The following is an 18,772-nucleotide window of genomic DNA, read 5'->3' as shown; positions in this document are numbered from 1 at the left end:
GTTAAGCTGGTCGGCATGACTCTTGCGTTCACCCACCTCGGGTTCGCGCCGGACTTCGTCGACTACGAAGCCGGCCTCGCGGCGCAGCGACAGCTCCACGACGACGTGGTCGCCGGCTCCGCGCCCAGCACCGTACTCCTCCTCGAGCACTCCGCCGTCTACACGGCCGGGAAGCGCACCGAGGACCACGAGCGTCCCCTCGACGGCACGCCGGTGGTCCCCGTGGACCGGGGCGGCAAGCTCACCTGGCACGGCCCGGGCCAGCTCGTGGGGTACCCCATCGTCAGGCTCGCCCAGCCCCGCGGGATCCGTGCCTATGTCGAGCTGCTCGAGGATGTCATGATCACGGTCATCTCCGAGTACGGAATCAAGGCCGAGCACGTCGACGGACGGTCCGGCGTGTGGGTCCGCGCGGACGAGCGCGGCGGCGACCGCAAGATCGCTGCCATCGGCATCAGCGTCCACGACGGGGTCACCGGCCACGGCTTCGCGATCAACTGCAGCAACAGCCTCGAGCCGTACGCCCAGATCATCGCGTGCGGCATCACCGACGCCGGAACCACCACCATCTCCGCGGAATGCGGCAGGGAGGTCGGACCCCGCGACATCGTCGGCCGCATCACCGAGGAACTCGCCCGCCGCGAAGGCGAGTTCGTGGCCCAGACCGAAGCCGACCTCTCCGAAGGAGCACTGACGTGACCCTCGCCCCCGAAGGCCGCCGCATGCTGCGCATCGAGCAGCGCAACTCCGCGGTCCCCGTCGAGCGCAAGCCCGACTGGATCAAGGCCAAGGTCCAGATGGGCCCGGAGTTCGTCCAGCTCAAGAACCAGGTCAAGAAGGAAGGCCTCCACACCGTGTGCGAGGAGGCCGGCTGCCCCAACATCTTCGAGTGCTGGGAGGACAAGGAAGCCACCTTCCTCATCGGCGGCTCCGAGTGCACGCGCCGCTGCGACTTCTGCCAGATCGACACGGGCAAGCCCTCCCCCCTGGACCGCTTCGAGCCGACCAAGGTGGCCCGCTCCGTTCAGTCGATGGGCCTGCGCTACGCAACCGTGACCGGCGTCGCCCGCGACGACCTCGAGGACGAGGGCGTGTGGCTCTACGCGGAGACCATCCGCAAGATCCACGAGCTCAACCCCGGCACCGGCGTCGAGATCCTCATCCCGGACTTCTCCGGCAGGCCCGAGCACATCACCGCGATCTGCGAGGCCAGGCCCGAGGTGTTCGCGCACAACGTCGAGACCGTCCCGCGCCTGTTCAAGAGCATCCGCCCCGCCTTCCGCTACGAGCGCTCCCTCGACGTGCTCACCCAGGGCCGGAACCAGGGCATGGTCACGAAGTCGAACCTCATCCTCGGGATGGGAGAGACCCGCGAGGAGATCTCCCAGGCGCTGCGCGACCTGCACGAGGCCGGGTGCGACCTCATCACCATCACCCAGTACCTGCGGCCCTCGGAGCGGCACCACCCCGTGGAGCGCTGGGTCAAGCCCGAGGAGTTCGTCGAGCTGTCCCAGGAGGCCGAGGAGATCGGCTTCCTCGGCGTCATGAGCGGACCGCTCGTGCGCTCCTCGTACCGCGCCGGACGGCTCTGGGCCACCGCCATGCGCAAGAAGGGCTGGGAGATCCCGCCGCAGCTGGCACACATCGAGTCCTCCGGCTCGACGCGCCAGGAGGCTGCGACCCTCCTCGCCTCACGGCACGGCTGAACCGACGCCGGCCCGAAGCGCCCGCCCTTCCGAGGTCGGGCGCTTCGGCGTTCTGGATGGCCGGGGCGTGACTTAGAATTGAGGGACTATGGCCAAGCGCACCGACACCTCCAGCACGCCCTCGGACAAGTCTCCGAAGAAGGCGAAGAAGCCCAACGGGTTCCAGCAGTTCATCCAGGTCTTCCAGATGACGCGGAGGGCCGACCCGAACGCGGTCTGGCTCATGGTCCTCGTCTTCCTCGGCGTGACCGCGGTCAGCCTCCTCATCGGCTTCCTGCTGGACAACTGGATCACCGGCCTCATCATCGGCATCCTTCTCGGCCTCCTCGGTGCCGTGTACATCCTGAGCCGCCGCGCCGAGCGCGCGGCCTTCGCCCAGATCGAGGGCCAGCCGGGGGCGGCTGGCGCCGCGCTGAGCGCCCTGCGGCGCGGCTGGATCGTCGAGGAGCAGCCGGTCGCCGTCAACCCGCGCACCCAGGACGTCGTGTTCCGCGCGATCGGGCGGCCCGGCGTCGTGCTCGTGACCGAGGGCCCGAGCACCCGCGTGCGCTCCCTCGTGGACGGCGAGCGCAAGCGCCTGTCGCGCATCCTGCCCAACGTCCCGATCCACGTCGTCGAGACGGGTCGCGAGGAGGGCCAGACCGAGCTGCGGAACGTCGCGAAGGCGATGAACAAGCTCAAGGGCGAGCTCACCAAGACCGAGGTCGCCGCCGTGAACAAGCGCATCGGCTCGCTCGGGCCGCGCCTCCCGATCCCCAAGGGCATTGACCCGACGCGCGTGCGCCCGGACCGTCGCGCGATGCGCGGACGCTGATGCGGTCCGCCAGCCTTTTCTGACACGCAGCCTCTCCTGACACGAGGGCGGCGAAGGACAGCAAGAGGCCCCCGGGGAGCACCTCCCCGGGGGCCTCGTGGCGTCCAAGCGGGACTCGGCTCAGAGACGGGCGACGACGGTGCGCGCGGCCTTGTCATGCAGTCCCCGCTGGTCGACGTCGAAGATCACGGCGGGGATGAGGAGGCACAGGAGGACGGCCCGGATGGCCGCGGCAAGGATGCCGACCGGACGCCCGTCGACGCCCTCGACGCGGAGGCCGGCGAGGCGGTGGCCCAGGCCGAAGCCGGCAAGTCCCACCAGGAGGGTCTGCTCCACGGCGAAGACGGCGAGGATCGCCAGCTGGTTGCCGCCGAAGAACGCCGCGGCGATGGCATAGCAGGCCGCCCAGTCGATGCACAGGGCCAGCACGCGCCTGCCGGGTCGCCCCACGGAGCCCGGTCCGGTGCGTGGGCGTCCCAGCCTCCGCCCCGGGTAGTCGCCTTCGGCGGTGGGCGGCCCGCTGAGCCAGGAACCAAGGTCTTTCCGGTCGATCACCGCTCCATTCTAGGCGGGCGGCCTCCTTGCCGGCTCTTGGCCTCAGCCGTCCCCTGCGGCTAGCGTTTACACGGAACCGCCGCATGTAACCTCGCCGAAACAAAGCGGACACGGACGGGAAACCCTCCGTTCGTAGTCTGATACCCGTTGCAGCGAGGCGTACGGCGCCCCGCGCTGCCCGTGCGCGCCACGTTCCCGCCCGGCCCGACTGCCACCCCATGTGTTAGGAGCACCGATGTTCAAGTCTGCGGACGAAGTCCTCAAGTACATCCAGGACGAAGACGTCAAGTTCGTCGACATCCGCTTCACCGACCTGCCCGGCGTCCAGCAGCACTTCAACATCCCTGCCAAGACGGTCGACGCCGACTTCTTCGAGAACGGGCAGCTCTTCGACGGCTCCTCGATCCGCGGCTTCCAGGGCATCGCCGAGTCCGACATGCAGCTCATCCCGGATGTCACGACGGCGTTCGTGGACCCGTTCCGCGTCGAGAAGACCCTCGCCCTGAACTTCTCCATCGTGAACCCGCGCACCGGCGAGCCCTACCACCGCGACCCCCGCGGCGTGGCTGAGCGCGCCGAGGCCTACCTCGCCTCCACCGGCATCGCGGACACCGCGTTCTTCGCCCCCGAGGCCGAGTTCTTCGTCTTCGACAACGTCCAGTTCGAGTCCTCCCCGCAGGGCTCCTTCTACAAGGTCGACTCCATCGAGGCCCCGTGGAACTCCGGCCGCGAGGAGGAGGGCGGCAACCTCGGCAACAAGACCCCGTTCAAGGGCGGCTACTTCCCGGTGGCGCCGGTCGACCACCAGGCTGACCTCCGCGACGCCATGTGCCTCGCCCTCGACGCCGCGGGCCTCGAGGTCGAGCGCTCGCACCACGAGGTCGGCGCCGCCGGCCAGGCCGAGATCAACTACAGGTTCTCGACCCTCGTGCGCGCTGCGGACGACCTGCAGAAGTTCAAGTACATCATCAAGAACACCGCGCTCGAGTGGGGCAAGACGGTGACCTTCATGCCGAAGCCGATCTTCGGCGACAACGGCTCGGGCATGCACTGCCACCAGTCGCTCTGGAACGGCGGCGAGCCCCTCTTCTACGACGAGAAGGGCTACGCGAACCTGTCCGACCTCGCCCGCTGGTACATCGGCGGCCTCCTCAAGCACGCCTCGGCCGTCCTCGCGTTCACGAACCCGACCGTGAACTCGTACAAGCGCCTGGTGAAGGGCTTCGAGGCCCCCGTGAACATGGTCTACTCGCAGGGCAACCGCTCCGCCGGCATCCGCATCCCGATCACGGGCTCCAACCCGAAGGCCAAGCGCATCGAGTTCCGCGCGCCGGACCCCTCGTCCAACCCGTACCTCGCGTTCGCCGCGCAGCTCATGGCCGGCATCGACGGCATCCGCAACCGCATCGAGCCGCCCGCCCCGATCGACAAGGACCTCTACGAGCTCCCTGTCGAGGAGGCCCGCGACATCCCCAAGGCGCCCGGCTCCCTCGAGGAGGCCCTCGAGGCCCTCGAGGCGGACAACGAGTTCCTCCAGGCCGGTGGCGTCTTCACCCAGGACCTCATCGACACCTGGGTCGCGTACAAGCGCGAGAAGGAGATCATGCCGCTCTCGCTGCGCCCGAACCCCTACGAGTTCGAGCTCTACTTCGGCTGCTGAGCCTCCCAGAGAGCCCGCACGCACGACGACGCCCCCCGCCTCCCGCAGCCAGCCTGCGGAGGGTGGGGGGCGTCGTCGTGCGTGGGCACGGTGCGCGTGGTCCCGGTGGCGCGGGAGCGGCGAGGCTAGTCCGCGAGCGTTGTGAGGATGCCGGTCGAGTCGCCCTCGGCGGTCACATCGTGCCGGGGGCCCGGGAGCACTGCGAGCTGGCCGGCGTCGAGCCTGAGCTCGGGTCCGTCGGAACGCACCACGAAGGTGCCCGAGAGCACGTGGAGCGTCGCCGCGGGCGGCTTGAGGTGGTCCCCGAGGACTTCCCCATCGAGGATGGCCAGCAGCGTGTGGCGCAGATGGCCGTCATGGAGGAGCGCCCGCGCGCTCCGTCCGTGCGGGCTGGTGCGCGCCTTCTGAAGCTCCTCGGCGGCCGCCTGGGACACGTCGATCGTTCCGTGCATCATGCTCGGGTTCCTTTCCTGCTCGTCAGTGGGTGCCGTAGAAGATGCGCTCGAACACCTGGCGCGCCCGGCGGGTGAGGTTCAGGTAGTGCTGCTCCAGCGCGGAGGCATTCCCCGGGGCATAGCCGCACCAGCGGGCGACCGCCTCGAGATCGCGCCGAGAGGTGGGCAGCACGTCCGAGGCCCGGCCGGACCAGGCGACGTTGGCGCTGCGGACGCGGCTCGCGAGGATCCACGCCTCGGCGAGGAGCTCGGCGTCGGCCTTCGTCAGGAGGCCGAGGTCCGCCGCCGCAGAGAGCGCAGGGAGCGTCTCGGTGGTGCGGAGCTGTGGGTGCTGCGCCGCATGCTCGAGCTGGAGCAGCTGGACGAGCCACTCGACGTCGCTCAGGCCGCCGCGGCCGAGCTTGACGTGCCGCGACGGGTCCGCGCCCCGCGGGAGCCGCTCGGACTCCACTCTGGCCTTGATGCGCCGGATCTCCCGGATCTCCGCCGTCGGCAGCTCCTCGGGGTACCGCACAGTGTCCACGAGCGCCATGAATTCCTTCGCGAGGCCGTCGTCCCCTGCCAGGGGCCGTGCGCGCAGGAGCGCCTGGGCCTCCCACGTCAGGGCCCACCGGCGGTAGTACTCGGCGAACGAGTCGAGGGACCGCACGAGCGGGCCGTTCTTCCCCTCTGGGCGCAGGTCGGCATCGAGTGTGAGGACTCGCTCCGCGAGGACGGGCGGCTTGAGCGGCTGGGTGAGGAGTGCCGAGAGGCTGCCGACGATCTCGAGGGCCTGCTTCTGGGCGGCTCCGGGATCAGCGTCCGGCAGCGGCCGGTGCACGTAGATCACGTCGGCGTCCGAGCCGTAGCCGATCTCCCGGCCCCCCTGGCGCCCCATCGCGACGACCAGGACCTGGGTCACGAGCGGCGCCTTTGCGGCCGCCGCCGCCTCCGCCACGCGCAGCGCCCCGAGCACGGCCGCCTGGTCCGCGTCGGCCAGCGCCCGGCCCACTCCTTGGGTGTCGACGATGTGCGCGCGGTCGGCGAGGGCCACGCGGAGGATCTCTCGGCGCCGGATGAGGCGCACCAGGCGCATGGCGGCGGCAGGATCGGCGTGCCGCGACAGCTTGGATTGGATCTCGTTCCACTGCGCCTCGAGCGCCAGGGGCCGCAGGTCGGCGTCGTTGCCGAGCCACGCCACTGATTCGGGCGAGACTTCGAGGAGGTCTGCGATGAGCCGAGAGTCGGACAGGACGTGGCACAGCCGCTCGGCCGCCGCGGCAGAGTCGCGCAGGAGGCCGAGATACCAGGGTGAGGTCCCCAGGGCCTCGCTCACCCGGCGGAAGGCGAGGAGGCCGCCATCGGGATCCACGCCCTCCGCGAGCCAGCCGAGCAGGACGGGGAGGAGCTGCCGCTGGAGCGCGGCCCGGCGGCTCACGCCAGCTGTCAGGGCCTCGATGTGCCGCATGGAGCCCTGGGGGTCGCGGTACCCGAGCGCGGCCAGGCGTGCCTGCGCCGCCTCCGGCGTGAGACGCGCCTCGTCGGGGCTCAGGTTGGCCACGGTGTTCAGCAGCGGCCGGTAGAAGATGCGCTCGTGGAGCTCGCGGACGCGCCGCTTGGTCCGGTGCCAGGTCTCCAGGAGCTGTTCCGGGGAGGACTTCCCGATCTCGAGGATCCCCTGGGCTGCACGGGCCAGCGCGCGCAGGGCATCGTCCTTGACCGGCATGAGGTGGGTACGGCGCAGCCTCGAGAGCTGGAGGCGGTGCTCGAGGAGGCGGAGGTACCGGTAGGAGGAGTCGAACTCGTCCGCATCGCGGCGCCCGATGTAGCCGCCCTCGGCGAGGGCGGCGATGGCCGAGGTGGTGTCCCGCACCCGCAGGTTCTCGTCCGACCGGCCGTGGACGAGCTGGAGGAGCTGGACGGTGAACTCGACGTCGCGCAGCCCCCCGGCGCCGAGCTTGATCTGCCGATCGGCCTCGGCGGCGGGGATGTTCTCGGTGACCCGCCGGCGCATCGCCTGGACCGACTCCACGAACCCCTCGCGTCCCGCCGAGGACCAGACGAGGGGCGCGATGGCCTGCTCGTAGCGCTCCCCGAGCGCGCGGTCCCCGGCGATCCAGCGGGCCTTGAGGAGCGCCTGGAACTCCCAGCTCTGGGCCCAGCGGGCGTAGTAGGCCAGATGGGAGTCGAGGGTCCGCACGAGGGGGCCGTCGCGGCCCTCCGGCCGCAGGTTCGCGTCGACCTGCCACAGCGCGGGCTCCCGGCCCGTCGAGTACACCGCCCGGGCCAGGCCGGTCGCAAGGTGCGTGCCGATCAGGACCGCGCGGGCATCGTCGAGCTCGCTGGCCCGCGCGCCGTCCGCCTCGATGACGTACACGACGTCCACGTCGGAGATGTAGTTGAGCTCCCGCGCCCCGCACTTGCCCATGCCGATCACCGCAAGCCCGACGGCGGCGACGTCCTCGCGGCCGAACGTCGCCTCCGCCTCCGCCCGGGACACGGCGAGGGCGGCCTCGAGCGCTGCTCCGGCGAGGTCGGAGAGCTCGGCGGCCGCCGTGGGGAGGAAGTCGGTGGGCGAGGCGGAGAGAAGGTCCCTGAGCGCGAGTTCGCAGAGCCTTCTCCTGTAGGCCACCCGGAGTGCCTCGTAGGCCTGGGCGCCGGTCACGGCTGCCACCGGCCGCGGCGACTGCGGATCGGCACCCACCGAACGCAGCAGGGTCTCGCGGAGCTCGCGGGGGTCAGCTCCCTGCGGCTCGGCGGACGGCTGGACCGTGACGACATCGAGGTGCTCGGGCCGCCGGTACAGGAACTCCCCCAGCGCCTCCGAGGCCCCCAGAAGCCGGAACAGGGGCTCGCTCCGCGCGGGTCCCGCCTCCACAAGCTCCCGCAGCCTGGGCTCCTTCTCGAGGAGCCGGACGAGGGCGAGCAGCGCGACGTCCGGGTCGGGGGCCACCGCGAGCCCCTCGAGGAGGACCTCCACGCCGATGCCCTCGAGCTCCCTCGCGCCGAGGAACCGCTCGGCCCGGTCCGGGTCGGAGGAGCCGAGGGCGATGAGCCGCCGCGTCAGGCTGGGAGCCACGGGAGGTGCCTAGAGGATCCCGAGGTTGCGGTAGAGCTCGTAGGGCGTCACCTCGAGGCGGTACTCGTTCCACTCCTGGCGCTTGTTGCGCAGGAAGTACTCGAACACCTGCTCGCCCAGGATCTCGGCCATGAGCTCTGAGTCCTCCATCGCGTTGATCGCGTCGTGGAGGCTCGCTGGCAATGGCGAATGCCCCATGACCCGACGCTCGGCCGTGGTGAGCGAGGAGATGTCGTCCTCGGCCGCCGGCGGGAGCTCGTACCCCTCCTCGATGCCCTTGAGCCCGGCGCCGAGCAGGACCGCGTAGGAGAGGTACGGGTTCGTTGCCGAGTCGATCCCGCGGTACTCGATGCGGCCGCTCTGGGCCTTGCCCGGCTTGTACAGGGGCACGCGCACGAGCGCCGAACGGTTGTTGTGGCCCCAGCTGAGGTAGCTGGGCGCCTCTCCACCGCCCCACAGGCGCTTGTAGGAGTTGACGAACTGGTTCGTCACTGCGGTGAACTCGCTCGCGTGCCGCAGGAGGCCGGCGATGAACTGGCGCGCCGTCTTGGACAGCTGGAACTCGGCCCCGGGCTCGTGGAAGGCGTTGGAGTCGCCCTCGAAGAGCGAGAAATGGGTGTGCATGCCGGAGCCGGGGTGGGACGTGAAGGGCTTGGGCATGAAGGTCGCGTAGGCACCCTGCTGGAGTGCCACCTCCTTGACGACCGTGCGGAAGGTCATGATGTTGTCCGCCGTCTGGAGCGCGTCGGCGTAGCGCAGGTCGATCTCGTTCTGGCCCGGCCCGCCCTCGTGGTGGGAGAACTCGACGGAGATGCCCACGGATTCGAGCATGTTGACCACCGTGCGGCGGAAGTCCTGGGCGACCCCGCCGGGAACGTGGTCGAAGTACCCGCCCTGGTCCACCGGCACGGGGGCGCCGTCCGGTCCGAGCCGATCCGACTCCAGGAGGTAGAACTCGATCTCGGGGTGGGTGTAGCACGTGAAGCCCATCTCCGCCGCCTTGGCGAGGGTGCGCTTGAGGACGTTGCGCGGGTCGGCGGGCGAGGGCTCGCCGTCGGGCGTGAGGATGTCGCAGAACATGCGCGACGTCGGCTCGGTCTCGCCTCGCCAGGGGAGGATCTGGAAGGTCGACGGGTCCGGCTGGAGGAGCATGTCCGATTCGGAGACGCGGGCCAGGCCCTCGATCGAGGACCCGTCGAAGCCCAGCCCTTCGTCGAACGCACCTTCGACCTCGGCCGGGGCAAGCGCGACGGACTTGAGGGAGCCGACCACGTCCGTGAACCACAGGCGGACGAATCGGACGTCGCGTTCCTCGATGGTGCGGAGCACGAATTCCTGCTGACGGTTCATGGGTTCTTCAGTTCCTAACGACGTTGGGCCGCACTCCCCCCACTCTACTGAAGCATCGACTAGTCTCGTCGGTATGGCCCCCACGACTTCTGAGCCGGCGCGCCCGGACGAGCCGGCTGCTCCCTACGGGACCGGCCCGGCCTCGCCCAGGCCGGCCGGCCGCGTGCGCATCCACCACCTCGCACAGGCCAAGGAACGCGGCGAGAAGTTCGCCATGCTCACAGCCTACGAGCAGTACACGGCGCAGATCTTCGACGAGGCGGGCATCGAGGTGCTGCTCGTGGGGGACTCCGCCGCGAACAATGTCTACGGGCACGCCACCTCCCTGCCCGTCACGGTCGACGAGATGATCTCCCTCGTCCGCGCCGTCGCGACTTCAGCGAAGCGGGCCTTCGTCGTCGCGGACCTCCCCTTCGGCAGCTACGAGGTCTCCTCGGAGCAGGCCGTGGCCACCGGGGTGCGCTTCCTCAAGGAGGGTCTCGCCCACGCGGTGAAGATGGAGGGCGGCGCGTACTACGCCGACACGGTCCGGGCCATGGTCCAGGCGGGCGTGCCGGTCATGGCGCACATCGGCTTCACGCCGCAGAGCGAGCATGCCCTCGGCGGATACCGCGTCCAGGGCCGCGGCGAGGACGCGGAGCGGCTCATCGAGGACGCGAGGGCCCTGGAGTCCGCGGGGGCGTTCTGCGTGCTCATGGAGATGGTGCCGGCCGCCACTGCCGCCGCGGTGGACGCCGCGCTCACCGTGCCGACCATCGGCATCGGTGCGGGCAACGCCACGACCGGACAGGTCCTCGTGTGGCAGGACATGGCCGGCCTGAGGGGCGGCGAGGGAGTCAGGGTGGCGAAGTTCGTGAAGAAGTACGCGGACCTGCGCACCATTCTCCTGGACGCGGCGCGGGCCTACCGCGAGGACGTCCGGTCGGGCCAGTTCCCCGGCCCCGAGCACAGCTTCTGATCAGCCGGGCGCCTGATCAGTCGTTGTCGCTCCACCCGTCGCCGTTGGCATCCGACGGGTCCCACGCGCGGTTGCGCTCCTTGACCTTCTCGAGGGCCTTCTCGGCCTCCGCTCGGGTCTTGTAGGGGCCGATGAGCTGCGTCCAGTCGCTCTGGGCATCTTCCTCGACCTGGTGGGTGACGACGTTGTACCAGTACTCGACCATCTGAGTCCCTTCCTGACGGCCCGGCCGTCACTCGGCCTAGTACACTCACCCTATGCCTTCTTCCCCCGCCACGGCACCCGTGGGCACGCTCGTCCGCGGGGCGGTCACGCCTGTCCGCCCGGTCCCGGAGTCCATCCCGCGACCCGAGTACGCGTGGAAGAAGGCCCCCGCCAAGTTCGAGGGTTCCGACGTCCTCTCCCCCGAGAAGATCGAGCGCGTCCGCGCCGCAGGGAAGATCGCCGCGCAGGCGATTGCCGAGGTGGGCCGGCACATCCGGCCCGGCGTCACGACCGATGAACTCGACAGGGTCGGGCACGAGTTCCTCGTCGCGCACGGCGCCTACCCGTCCACGCTCGGGTACCGCGGCTTCCCGAAGTCGCTGTGCACGTCGCTGAACGAGGTCATCTGCCACGGCATCCCGGACTCCACGGTCCTCGCCGACGGCGACATCATCAACATCGACATCACTGCTTACAAGGACGGTGTCCACGGGGACACCAACTACACCTTCCTCGTGGGGAACGTGGACGACGAGTCGAGGCTGCTCGTGGAGCGGACGCAGGAGTCCCTCCGCCGGGCCATCAAGGCTGTCGCCCCCGGACGCGAGATCAATGTGATCGGCCGTGCCATCTCCTCCTACGCCAAGCGCTTCGGCTACGGCGTGGTGCGTGACTTCACCGGGCACGGCGTGGGCGAGGCCTTCCACACTGGCCTGATCATCCCGCACTACGACGCCGCACCCGCCTACAGCAGGGTGATGGAGCCGGGGATGGTCTTCACGATCGAGCCGATGCTGACCCTCGGCGGGATCGAATGGGACATGTGGGAGGACGACTGGACCGTCGTCACCCGGGACCGGAAGCGCACCGCCCAGTTCGAGCACACCCTCGTCGTCACCGAGAGCGGCGCCGAGATCCTCACTCTCCCCTAGGCCTCACACGGCCCTGGCATCCCCCTGACCCGCGAGAGGCACCACGCATGGCCAAGAGCGAGAAGAAGAAGGACTCCAAGGAGTCGACCCGCATGATCGGCATCGACATCGGCGGCACCGGCATCAAGGGCGGCATCGTCGACCTCAAGAAGGGCAAGCTCGTCGGCGACCGCTACCGGATCGACACACCGAAGCCGTCCACGCCCGAGGCCGTGGCCGACGTCGTCGCGCTGATCGTGGACGAGCTGAGCGCCCGTGACGGCGCGCCCACCAAGGACACGCCGGTGGGCGTGACCTTCCCGGCGATCATCCAGCACGGGATCGCCCGTTCTGCTGCGAACGTGGACAAGTCGTGGATCGACTACGAGGTGGACAAGCACTTCACCGAACGGCTCGGCCGCCCGGTCGAGGTGATCAACGACGCCGACGCAGCCGGCCTCGCAGAGGTCCGCTACGGCGCCGGCAAGGGCGTAGGCGGGACGGTCCTCGTCATCACGCTCGGCACGGGGATCGGCTCGGCGTTCGTCTTCGACGGCCGCCTCGTGCCCAATGCTGAGCTCGGCCACCTCGAGATCGACAGCTTCGACGCCGAGACGAAGGCTTCCGCGGTGGCGCGCGAGCGCGACGGGCTCAGCTGGGAGGAGTACTCAGTGCTCCTCCAGCGCTACTTCTCCCACGTCGAGTTCCTCTTCTCCCCCGAGCTGTTCATCGTGGGCGGCGGCATCTCGAAGCGCGCGGACGAGTACCTCCCGCGGCTCAAGCTCCGCACGCCGATCGTTCCCGCGAAGCTCAAGAACGAGGCCGGGATCGTGGGCGCCGCGCTCCAGGTCGCGATCGACCACGGCTTCGCGAAGTAGCCCTCACACCAGACCACCCACGCACGACGCCGAGGGGCCCGGACGCGCTGTCCGCCCCTCGGCGTCGTGCTCGGGCAGTGTCGGGGCGCCAGGCGGAGTTCAGCGGCGTCAGGCTCCCGCGGCCTTGGCCTGCTCCGCGCGGAGCACGCTGATCGCCGACTCGAAGTCCTCGAGGGACTCGAAGTCCTGGTAGACGCTCGCGAAGCGGAGGTAGGCGACCTGGTCCAGCCGCTTGAGGGGCCCGAGGATGGCGAGCCCGATCTCATTGGCCTGGATCTCGGCGGACCCGGCGGCGCGGATGGCTTCCTCGACCTCCTGGGCAAGGAGCGCGAGGTCGTCGTCGGTCACCGGACGGCCCTGGCACGCCTTGCGCACGCCGTTGATGACCTTGGAGCGGCTGAAGGGCTCCCCCGCGCCGGAGCGCTTGATGACGGTCAGGCTCGTCGTCTCGAGGGTAGTGAACCGGCGGCCGCACTCGGGACACTGGCGTCGGCGCCGGATGGCGGCCCCGTCGTCCTGGATGCGGCTGTCGACGACGCGCGAGTCGGGATTACGGCAGAACGGGCAGTACACCCGTCAAGTGTACTGAGGACGTGTCCGGAACCACAAGCCTGTAACACTACATGTAGTAGTACCTGACACTACTTGTAGTGCGCACTCGGTACATGCGCAGGTCACCCTCCTCAGCGGCCGGCGAAGCGGACGTCCACGGCGTCGCCGTGCGCAGGGAGGTCCTCGGCATCGGAGAGGCTCCGGATGTGCCCGGCGACTCCTCGGAGGGCAGACTCGCTGTAGTCGACGACCTGGATGGCGCGCAGGAACGTCGCGACGTTCAGGCCGGACGAGAAGGCCGCGGTCCCGCTCGTGGGAAGGACGTGGTTCGACCCGGCGCAGTAGTCGCCCAGGCTCACCGGACTGTAGTCGCCCACGAAGATCGCCCCCGCGTTGCGGATGCGTGCAGCGACGGCCGGGGCGTCCGCCGTCATGATCTCGAGGTGCTCGGCGGCGTAGGCGTCGCAGACCGCGATGCCGGCGTCGAGGCTGTCGACCAGCACGGCCCCGGACTGCTCCCCCGCCAGCGCCGTCAGCACCCGGTCACGGTGCTTGGTCCGGGAGGTCTGAGCGGCGAGCTCCCCGCGGACACGCTCCACGAGCTCGGCGGAGTCGGTCACCAGGACGGACCCGGCACGCGGGTCGTGCTCGGCCTGGCTGATGAGGTCGGCGGCGACGAGCGCAGGGTCCGCGGTCGTGTCGGCGAGGATCGCGATCTCGGTGGGCCCCGCCTCGGCGTCGATGCCGACCACGCCCTTCACGAGCCGTTTCGCCGTCGCGACGAAGATGTTGCCCGGACCGGTCACGACGTCGACCGGCTCGATCGGCGCCAGATCTCCCCGCTCGTCCGCTCCGGCGGGGACGCCGTAGGCGAAGGCGATGACCGCCTGGGCGCCGCCGATCGCATAGACCTCCTCGATGCCGAGCAGCGCGGCCGCGGCGAGGATGGTCGGGTGCGGAAGGCCGCCGTTGTCCTTCTGGGGCGGCGACGCGAGCGCGATCGACTGCACACCGGCGGCCTGGGCCGGGACGACGTTCATCACCACGCTCGAGGGGTAGACGGCGAGGCCGCCCGGCACGTAGAGGCCCACGCGGCCCACCGGGACCCACCGCTGCGTCACCGAGGCGCCCTCGGCGGGCCGCACCGTCACATCCTGGGGGCGCTGCGCCCCCGCGAAGGCCCGGGCGCGGGCAATGGACTCGGTCAGCGCATCGCGCACCCCGGCGTCGAGCCCTTCGAGGGCCGCGGCGAGCGCCTCCGCCGGTACCCGCGGGTGGCGCTGCTCGACGCCGTCGAAGCGATGGGCAAGCTCTCGGAGCGCGCCGAAGCCGCGGCTGCGGACGTCGGCGATGATGCCCCGCACCACGTCCTCGACTCCCGACCCGTCGCCGGCGGCGAGACGCGGCACGGCAGCACGCAGCTCGGCCAGGCCGAGGCTTCGGCCGCGCAGGTCGGTGGTGCGGAACGTCAGGGTCGGGGCGTCGGAAGTCACCCGTCCAGTCTACGCGGCGGCACCCTGGCCTCTCGCGCCGCTGCTCCCGTCGTCGTCCTCCGGGCCCTCTGCCGGATCGCCGCCGGGACCGCGGGGCGGAACCCACCACAGGGTCGTGAGCGCGAGGACCGTCAGCGCCGCAATGGCGGGCCAGACGGCGACCGCGCTGAGGGACTGCAGCCCGAAGGCCGACTCGGCCAGCCGCGGATCCACACCGCGCGCACCGCCGATCCGTCCCAGCAGGAGGCCCGTTCCCCACATGAGGGCGCTTCCGCCGACGCTGCCGGCCAGTGCCGCGAGGCCCCGCGCCGGCAGGCCCGGCCGCCGGCGGCTGAGCGAGAGGAGGACGGCGAGCACGACGCCGGCCACGGCGCCGAGGGCGGCGAACACGAGGTCCCGCTCGTCCCAGGTGCGGTAGTTGCTCCCCTCCCCGTAGAGCCGGCCGCCGGGCGCGGCCAGCCACCACACGGTCCCGAGCACGGGCCCCGCCGCTACGGGGAGGAGCGACCAGCGGGCGAGCGACGCCGTCGTCGGTTCGCCCGCCCCCCCGCCAGCCGCGTCGTTCCCGGTCCCCAGTGCCTCAGGCATCGAGGCACGCGGGCCCGAGGAGGACCTTGAGGTCGCCGAACAGGGCGGGGTTGGGGTTGACCCGGAGATGGTGCGGGAGGCTCATGACGGCGACCTTGTCCCGCTCCCGGATGTGGAGCCGGACCTCGGAATTGCCGTGGTGCCCGCGCAGGATCTCGCCGAGCTGCCCGATGCGCTCCTCGCTCGCGCGGTGCTCGAGGATCCTGATGTCCACCGGACCGCCCTCGGCACTGGAGAGGTCCGGGATGCTCAGCTCCATGGCGCTGAGGGTCACCGTGCCGTCGTCCCGGCGCTGGAGCCGACCCTTGATGACCACGATGAGGTCCTCGGCGAGGACCGCGGCGATCGGGCCGTAGACCTGGCCGAAGAACATGACCTCGATCGAGGCGCCCAGGTCCTCGACCTCCGCCCGGGCGTAGGGGTTGCCGCTCGACTTGGAGATGCGGCGGCTCAGCGAGGTGATCATTCCGGCGATGGTCACGATGGTGCCGTCGGACGGCCCGTCGTCGGCGATGAGGGTCGAGATGTCGACCTCGGCACTCGCGCCCAGCACGCCCTCGAGCCCCTGCAGCGGGTGGTCGGACACGTACAGTCCCAGCATCTCCCGCTCGAAGCCGAGCTTGTCCTTCTTCTCCCACTCGGGCAGGTCCGGCACCTCGACCGCCAGACCGGCCGTGGGAGCGTCGTCCCCGAAGGCGCTGAAGAGGTCGAACTGGTTGTTCGCCTCGTTGCGCTTGAGGGTGATGACGGCGTCGATCGCCTCCTCGTGGACGAGGGCGAGCGCCCGACGGGTGGCACCGAGGGAGTCGAAGGCGCCGGCCTTGACCAGCGATTCGATGGTGCGCTTGTTGCACACGACGGCCGGGACCTTCTGGAGGAAGTCCGCGAAGGAGGTGTAGGAGCCCTTCTCCTGACGCGTCTCGACCATCGCCTTGACCACATTCGCCCCGACGTTGCGGATCGCACCCATGCCGAAGCGGATGTCGTCGCCTACCGGGGTGAAGGTCAGCTCGGACTCGTTCACGTCCGGCGGCAGGACGGTGATCCCCATGCGGCGGCATTCGTTGAGGTAGATCGCCGACTTGTCCTTGTCGTCGCCGACCGAAGTCAGCAGCGCGGCCATGTACTCGGCCGGGTAGTGCGCCTTGAGGTACGCGGTCCAGTAGGAGACGACGCCGTAGGCCGCGGAGTGGGCCTTGTTGAAGGCGTAGTCGGAGAAGGGCAGGAGGATGTCCCAGAGGGTCTTGACGGCCTCCATGGAATAGCCGTTGTCCTGCATGCCCTGGGAGAAGCCCGCGAACTGCTTGTCGAGCTCCTCCTTCTTCTTCTTGCCCATCGCGCGGCGGAGGATGTCCGCCTGTCCGAGCGAGTAGCCGGCGAGCTTCTGCGCGACCGCCATGACCTGCTCCTGGTACACGATCAGGCCGAACGTGCCGCCGAGGATGTCCTTGAGGGGCTCCTCGAGCTCGGGGTGGATCGGGATGACCTCCTGGATCCCGTTCTTGCGCAGCGCGTAGTCGGTGTGGGCGTTCGCGCCCATGGGGCCGGGACGGTAGAGCGCCAGGACGGCCGAGATGTCCTCGAAGTTGTCCGGCTTCATGAGCTTCAGCAGCGAGCGCATGGGGCCGCCGTCGAGCTGGAAGACCCCGAGCGTGTCGCCGCGGGCGAGGAGCTCGTAGGAGGCCGCGTCGTCGAGCTCGAGCCGCTCGAGGTCGAGGTCGACGCCCCGGTTCCGCTTGATGTTCTCGATCGCGTCCGAGATGATCGTGAGGTTCCTCAGGCCGAGGAAGTCCATCTTGATCAGGCCGAGGCCCTCGCAGGTCGGGTAGTCGAACTGCGTGATGACCTGGCCGTCCTGGATGCGGCGCATGATCGGGACGACATCGATGATCGGCTCCGAGGACATGATCACGCCGGCCGCGTGCACGCCCCACTGGCGCTTCAGGCCCTCGAGGCCGATCGCGGTGTCGAAGACCTTGCGGGCCTCGGGGTCCGTCTCGAGCAGCTGCCGGAAGTCGCCGGCCTCCCCGTAGCGCTTGGCCTTGGTGTTGTAGATGTCCGCGAGCGGGATGTCCTTGGCCATGACGGCCGGCGGGAGCGCCTTGGTCAGGGTCTCGCCCATGGAGAACGGGTAGCCCAGCACGCGGGCGGAGTCCTTGAGCGCCTGCTTGGTCTTGATCGTGCCGTACGTGACGATCATCGACACGCGTTCGTCGCCGTACTTGCGCGTGACGTAGTCGATGACCTCCGAGCGGCGGCGGTCATCGAAGTCGACGTCGAAGTCGGGCATGGACACGCGGTCCGGGTTGAGGAAGCGCTCGAAGATCAGGCCGTGCCGCAGCGGGTCGAGGTCGGTGATGCGCATCGCGTACGCGACCATCGAGCCGGCACCGGAACCGCGGCCGGGCCCCACACGGATGCCGTTGTCCTTGGCCCAGTTGATGAAGTCGGCCACCACCAGGAAGTAGCCGGAGAAGCCCATCGAGCTGATGATGCCGAGCTCGTAGTCAGCCTGCTTGCGCACGTCGTCGGGGACGCCGTTGGGGTAGCGGTAGCGGAGCCCGCCCTCGACCTCCTTGACCAGCCAGGAGTCCTCGTCCTCCCCCGGCGGGCAGGGGAACCGCGGCATGAAGTTGTCCTTGGTGAAGGACACGTCGCAGCGTTCGGCGATCAGCAGGGTGTTGTCGCAGGCCTCCGGCACGTCGCGGAACAGCTCGCGCATCTCCTGGGGCGACTTGAGGTAATAGCCCGTGCCCGAGAATGCGAACCGCGAGCCACCGTTGTCGTAGCTCGGCTCGAGCAGCGTGGAGCCGGACTGGATCGCGAGGAGGGCCTCGTGCGCCTTGGCATCGTGCTCGTGGGTGTAGTGGAGGTCGTTCGTGGCGACGAGCGGGAGGTTGAGCTGCTTGGCGAGGCGCAGGAGGTCCTCACGGATCCGCGTCTCGATGCTCAGGCCGTGGTCCATGAGCTCGCAGAAGTAGTTCTCCGCCCCGAAGATGTCGCGGAACTCCGCAGCGGCCTCGAGCGCCTCGCGGTACTGGCCGAGGCGCAGCCGGGTCTGGACCTCCCCGGAGGGGCAGCCCGTCGTGGCGATGAGGCCCTCGGAATACGTGCTCAGCAGTTCCCGGTCCAGCCGGGGCCACTTGCCGAACACCGAGTCGAGCGAGGCGAGGGAGGAGGCACGGAACAGGTTCCTCATGCCCGTGTTGTTGTAGCTCAGGAGCGTCATGTGGGTGTACGCGCCGCCGCCCGACACGTCGTCGGACCGCTGCGACTCGTCGCCCCAGCGCACGCGCCCCTTGTCGGTGCGGTGGGTCCCCGGGGCCACATACGCCTCGACGCCGATGATCGGCTTCACGCCCGCGTTGGTCGCCTTCTGCCAGAAGTCGTGGGCGCCGAACAGGTAGCCGTGGTCGGTGATCGCCAGGGCGGGCATCTCGAGCCGGTTCGTCTCCGCGAACAGCTCGCCGAGCTTCGCGGCGCCGTCGAGCATCGAGTACTCGGTATGGGTGTGGAGATGGACGAACGAACCGCTGGATGTCACCGAACCAGTGTAGGCGCCGCCCCGCCGAGGTTCCGTGAGGCACGAC

16 protein-coding genes are annotated in these 18,772 nt (G+C 69.9%); 7 read left to right on the top strand and 9 right to left on the bottom strand.

Features of this window, described 5'->3' with window-relative positions; genetic code table 11:
- Positions 1 to 15: 15 nt before the first annotated feature.
- From lipB to ACQ5BE_RS00560, 3 genes are all read left to right on the top strand, one after another.
- Positions 16 to 699, top strand: a complete 684-nt coding sequence (gene lipB, locus ACQ5BE_RS00570; protein ID WP_413250700.1) for a lipoyl(octanoyl) transferase LipB — start codon at positions 16 to 18, stop codon at positions 697 to 699.
- Entirely contained in the window at positions 696 to 1,706 is a 1,011-nt protein-coding gene (gene lipA, locus ACQ5BE_RS00565; protein WP_344297778.1) for a lipoyl synthase, read from the top strand. The genes lipB and lipA overlap by 4 nt, the downstream gene beginning before the upstream one ends.
- A gap of 88 nt (positions 1,707 to 1,794) precedes the next feature.
- Complete coding sequence (locus ACQ5BE_RS00560) at positions 1,795 to 2,520, top strand: DUF4191 domain-containing protein (RefSeq protein ID WP_430295033.1); 726 nt, start codon at positions 1,795 to 1,797, stop codon at positions 2,518 to 2,520.
- Between the two features lie 120 nt (positions 2,521 to 2,640).
- On the opposite strand, the gene ACQ5BE_RS00555 is transcribed toward ACQ5BE_RS00560, so the two are convergent.
- The gene (locus ACQ5BE_RS00555; RefSeq protein WP_344297774.1) at positions 2,641 to 3,075 is read right to left on the bottom strand and encodes an RDD family protein; all 435 of its coding nucleotides are present in this window, start codon (positions 3,073 to 3,075) and stop codon (positions 2,641 to 2,643) included.
- A 235-nt stretch (positions 3,076 to 3,310) separates the two neighbouring features.
- On the opposite strand from ACQ5BE_RS00555, the gene glnA (ACQ5BE_RS00550) reads away from it, so the two are divergent.
- On the top strand, positions 3,311 to 4,735 hold the full coding sequence (gene glnA, locus ACQ5BE_RS00550; protein WP_208712368.1) for a type I glutamate--ammonia ligase: 1,425 nt from the start codon (positions 3,311 to 3,313) through the stop codon (positions 4,733 to 4,735).
- A 125-nt stretch (positions 4,736 to 4,860) separates the two neighbouring features.
- Here the strand turns inward: glnA (ACQ5BE_RS00550) and ACQ5BE_RS00545 are convergent, their stop codons facing one another.
- From ACQ5BE_RS00545 to glnA (ACQ5BE_RS00535), 3 genes are read right to left on the bottom strand one after another with little or no spacing between them, the layout of a single operon-like run.
- Entirely contained in the window at positions 4,861 to 5,190 is a 330-nt protein-coding gene (locus ACQ5BE_RS00545) for a cupin (RefSeq protein WP_430295032.1), read from the bottom strand.
- Positions 5,191 to 5,212: 22 nt separating this feature from the next.
- On the bottom strand, positions 5,213 to 8,248 hold the full coding sequence (locus ACQ5BE_RS00540) for a bifunctional [glutamine synthetase] adenylyltransferase/[glutamine synthetase]-adenylyl-L-tyrosine phosphorylase (protein ID WP_430295031.1): 3,036 nt from the start codon (positions 8,246 to 8,248) through the stop codon (positions 5,213 to 5,215).
- Between the two features lie 9 nt (positions 8,249 to 8,257).
- A complete protein-coding gene (gene glnA / locus ACQ5BE_RS00535; protein ID WP_208712366.1) occupies positions 8,258 to 9,598 on the bottom strand; it encodes a type I glutamate--ammonia ligase in 1,341 nt (446 codons plus the stop codon).
- Between the two features lie 73 nt (positions 9,599 to 9,671).
- Between glnA (ACQ5BE_RS00535) and panB the strand changes: the two genes are divergently transcribed.
- Complete coding sequence (gene panB, locus ACQ5BE_RS00530) at positions 9,672 to 10,556, top strand: 3-methyl-2-oxobutanoate hydroxymethyltransferase (RefSeq protein ID WP_430295030.1); 885 nt, start codon at positions 9,672 to 9,674, stop codon at positions 10,554 to 10,556.
- Positions 10,557 to 10,572: 16 nt separating this feature from the next.
- On the opposite strand, the gene ACQ5BE_RS00525 is transcribed toward panB, so the two are convergent.
- A complete protein-coding gene (locus tag ACQ5BE_RS00525) occupies positions 10,573 to 10,761 on the bottom strand; it encodes an SPOR domain-containing protein (protein WP_208712364.1) in 189 nt (62 codons plus the stop codon).
- Between the two features lie 52 nt (positions 10,762 to 10,813).
- Between ACQ5BE_RS00525 and map the strand changes: the two genes are divergently transcribed.
- Together map and ppgK are read left to right on the top strand one after the other, a co-directional pair.
- Positions 10,814 to 11,692 carry a type I methionyl aminopeptidase gene (map, locus tag ACQ5BE_RS00520; RefSeq protein WP_208712363.1) on the top strand — a complete coding sequence of 293 codons (879 nt, stop codon included), beginning with the start codon at positions 10,814 to 10,816 and terminating at the stop codon, positions 11,690 to 11,692.
- Between the two features lie 47 nt (positions 11,693 to 11,739).
- Positions 11,740 to 12,549, top strand: a complete 810-nt coding sequence (gene ppgK, locus ACQ5BE_RS00515; protein ID WP_430295029.1) for a polyphosphate--glucose phosphotransferase — start codon at positions 11,740 to 11,742, stop codon at positions 12,547 to 12,549.
- A gap of 108 nt (positions 12,550 to 12,657) precedes the next feature.
- Here ppgK and nrdR read toward each other — a convergent pair whose 3' ends face one another.
- The 4 genes from nrdR to dnaE form a co-directional block, all read right to left on the bottom strand.
- Positions 12,658 to 13,122, bottom strand: coding sequence for a transcriptional regulator NrdR (gene nrdR / locus ACQ5BE_RS00510; RefSeq protein ID WP_208712361.1), 465 nt, complete (start codon positions 13,120 to 13,122; stop codon positions 12,658 to 12,660).
- A 110-nt stretch (positions 13,123 to 13,232) separates the two neighbouring features.
- A complete protein-coding gene (gene hisD / locus ACQ5BE_RS00505) occupies positions 13,233 to 14,594 on the bottom strand; it encodes a histidinol dehydrogenase (protein ID WP_430295028.1) in 1,362 nt (453 codons plus the stop codon).
- A 9-nt stretch (positions 14,595 to 14,603) separates the two neighbouring features.
- A complete protein-coding gene (locus tag ACQ5BE_RS00500) occupies positions 14,604 to 15,182 on the bottom strand; it encodes a hypothetical protein (protein ID WP_430295027.1) in 579 nt (192 codons plus the stop codon).
- Complete coding sequence (gene dnaE / locus ACQ5BE_RS00495; RefSeq protein WP_430295026.1) at positions 15,175 to 18,726, bottom strand: DNA polymerase III subunit alpha; 3,552 nt, start codon at positions 18,724 to 18,726, stop codon at positions 15,175 to 15,177. Before dnaE ends, ACQ5BE_RS00500 begins: the two co-directional genes overlap by 8 nt.
- Positions 18,727 to 18,772 lie beyond the last annotated feature (46 nt).

The sequence above is a fragment of the Sinomonas sp. B1-1 genome, from assembly GCF_050474465.1.
In the GTDB taxonomy this organism is placed as follows: Bacteria; Actinomycetota; Actinomycetes; order Actinomycetales; family Micrococcaceae; genus Sinomonas; species Sinomonas flava.
The sequence above is the reverse complement of the archived record's forward strand: the minus strand, read 5'-3'. Positions and strand labels throughout refer to the sequence as shown.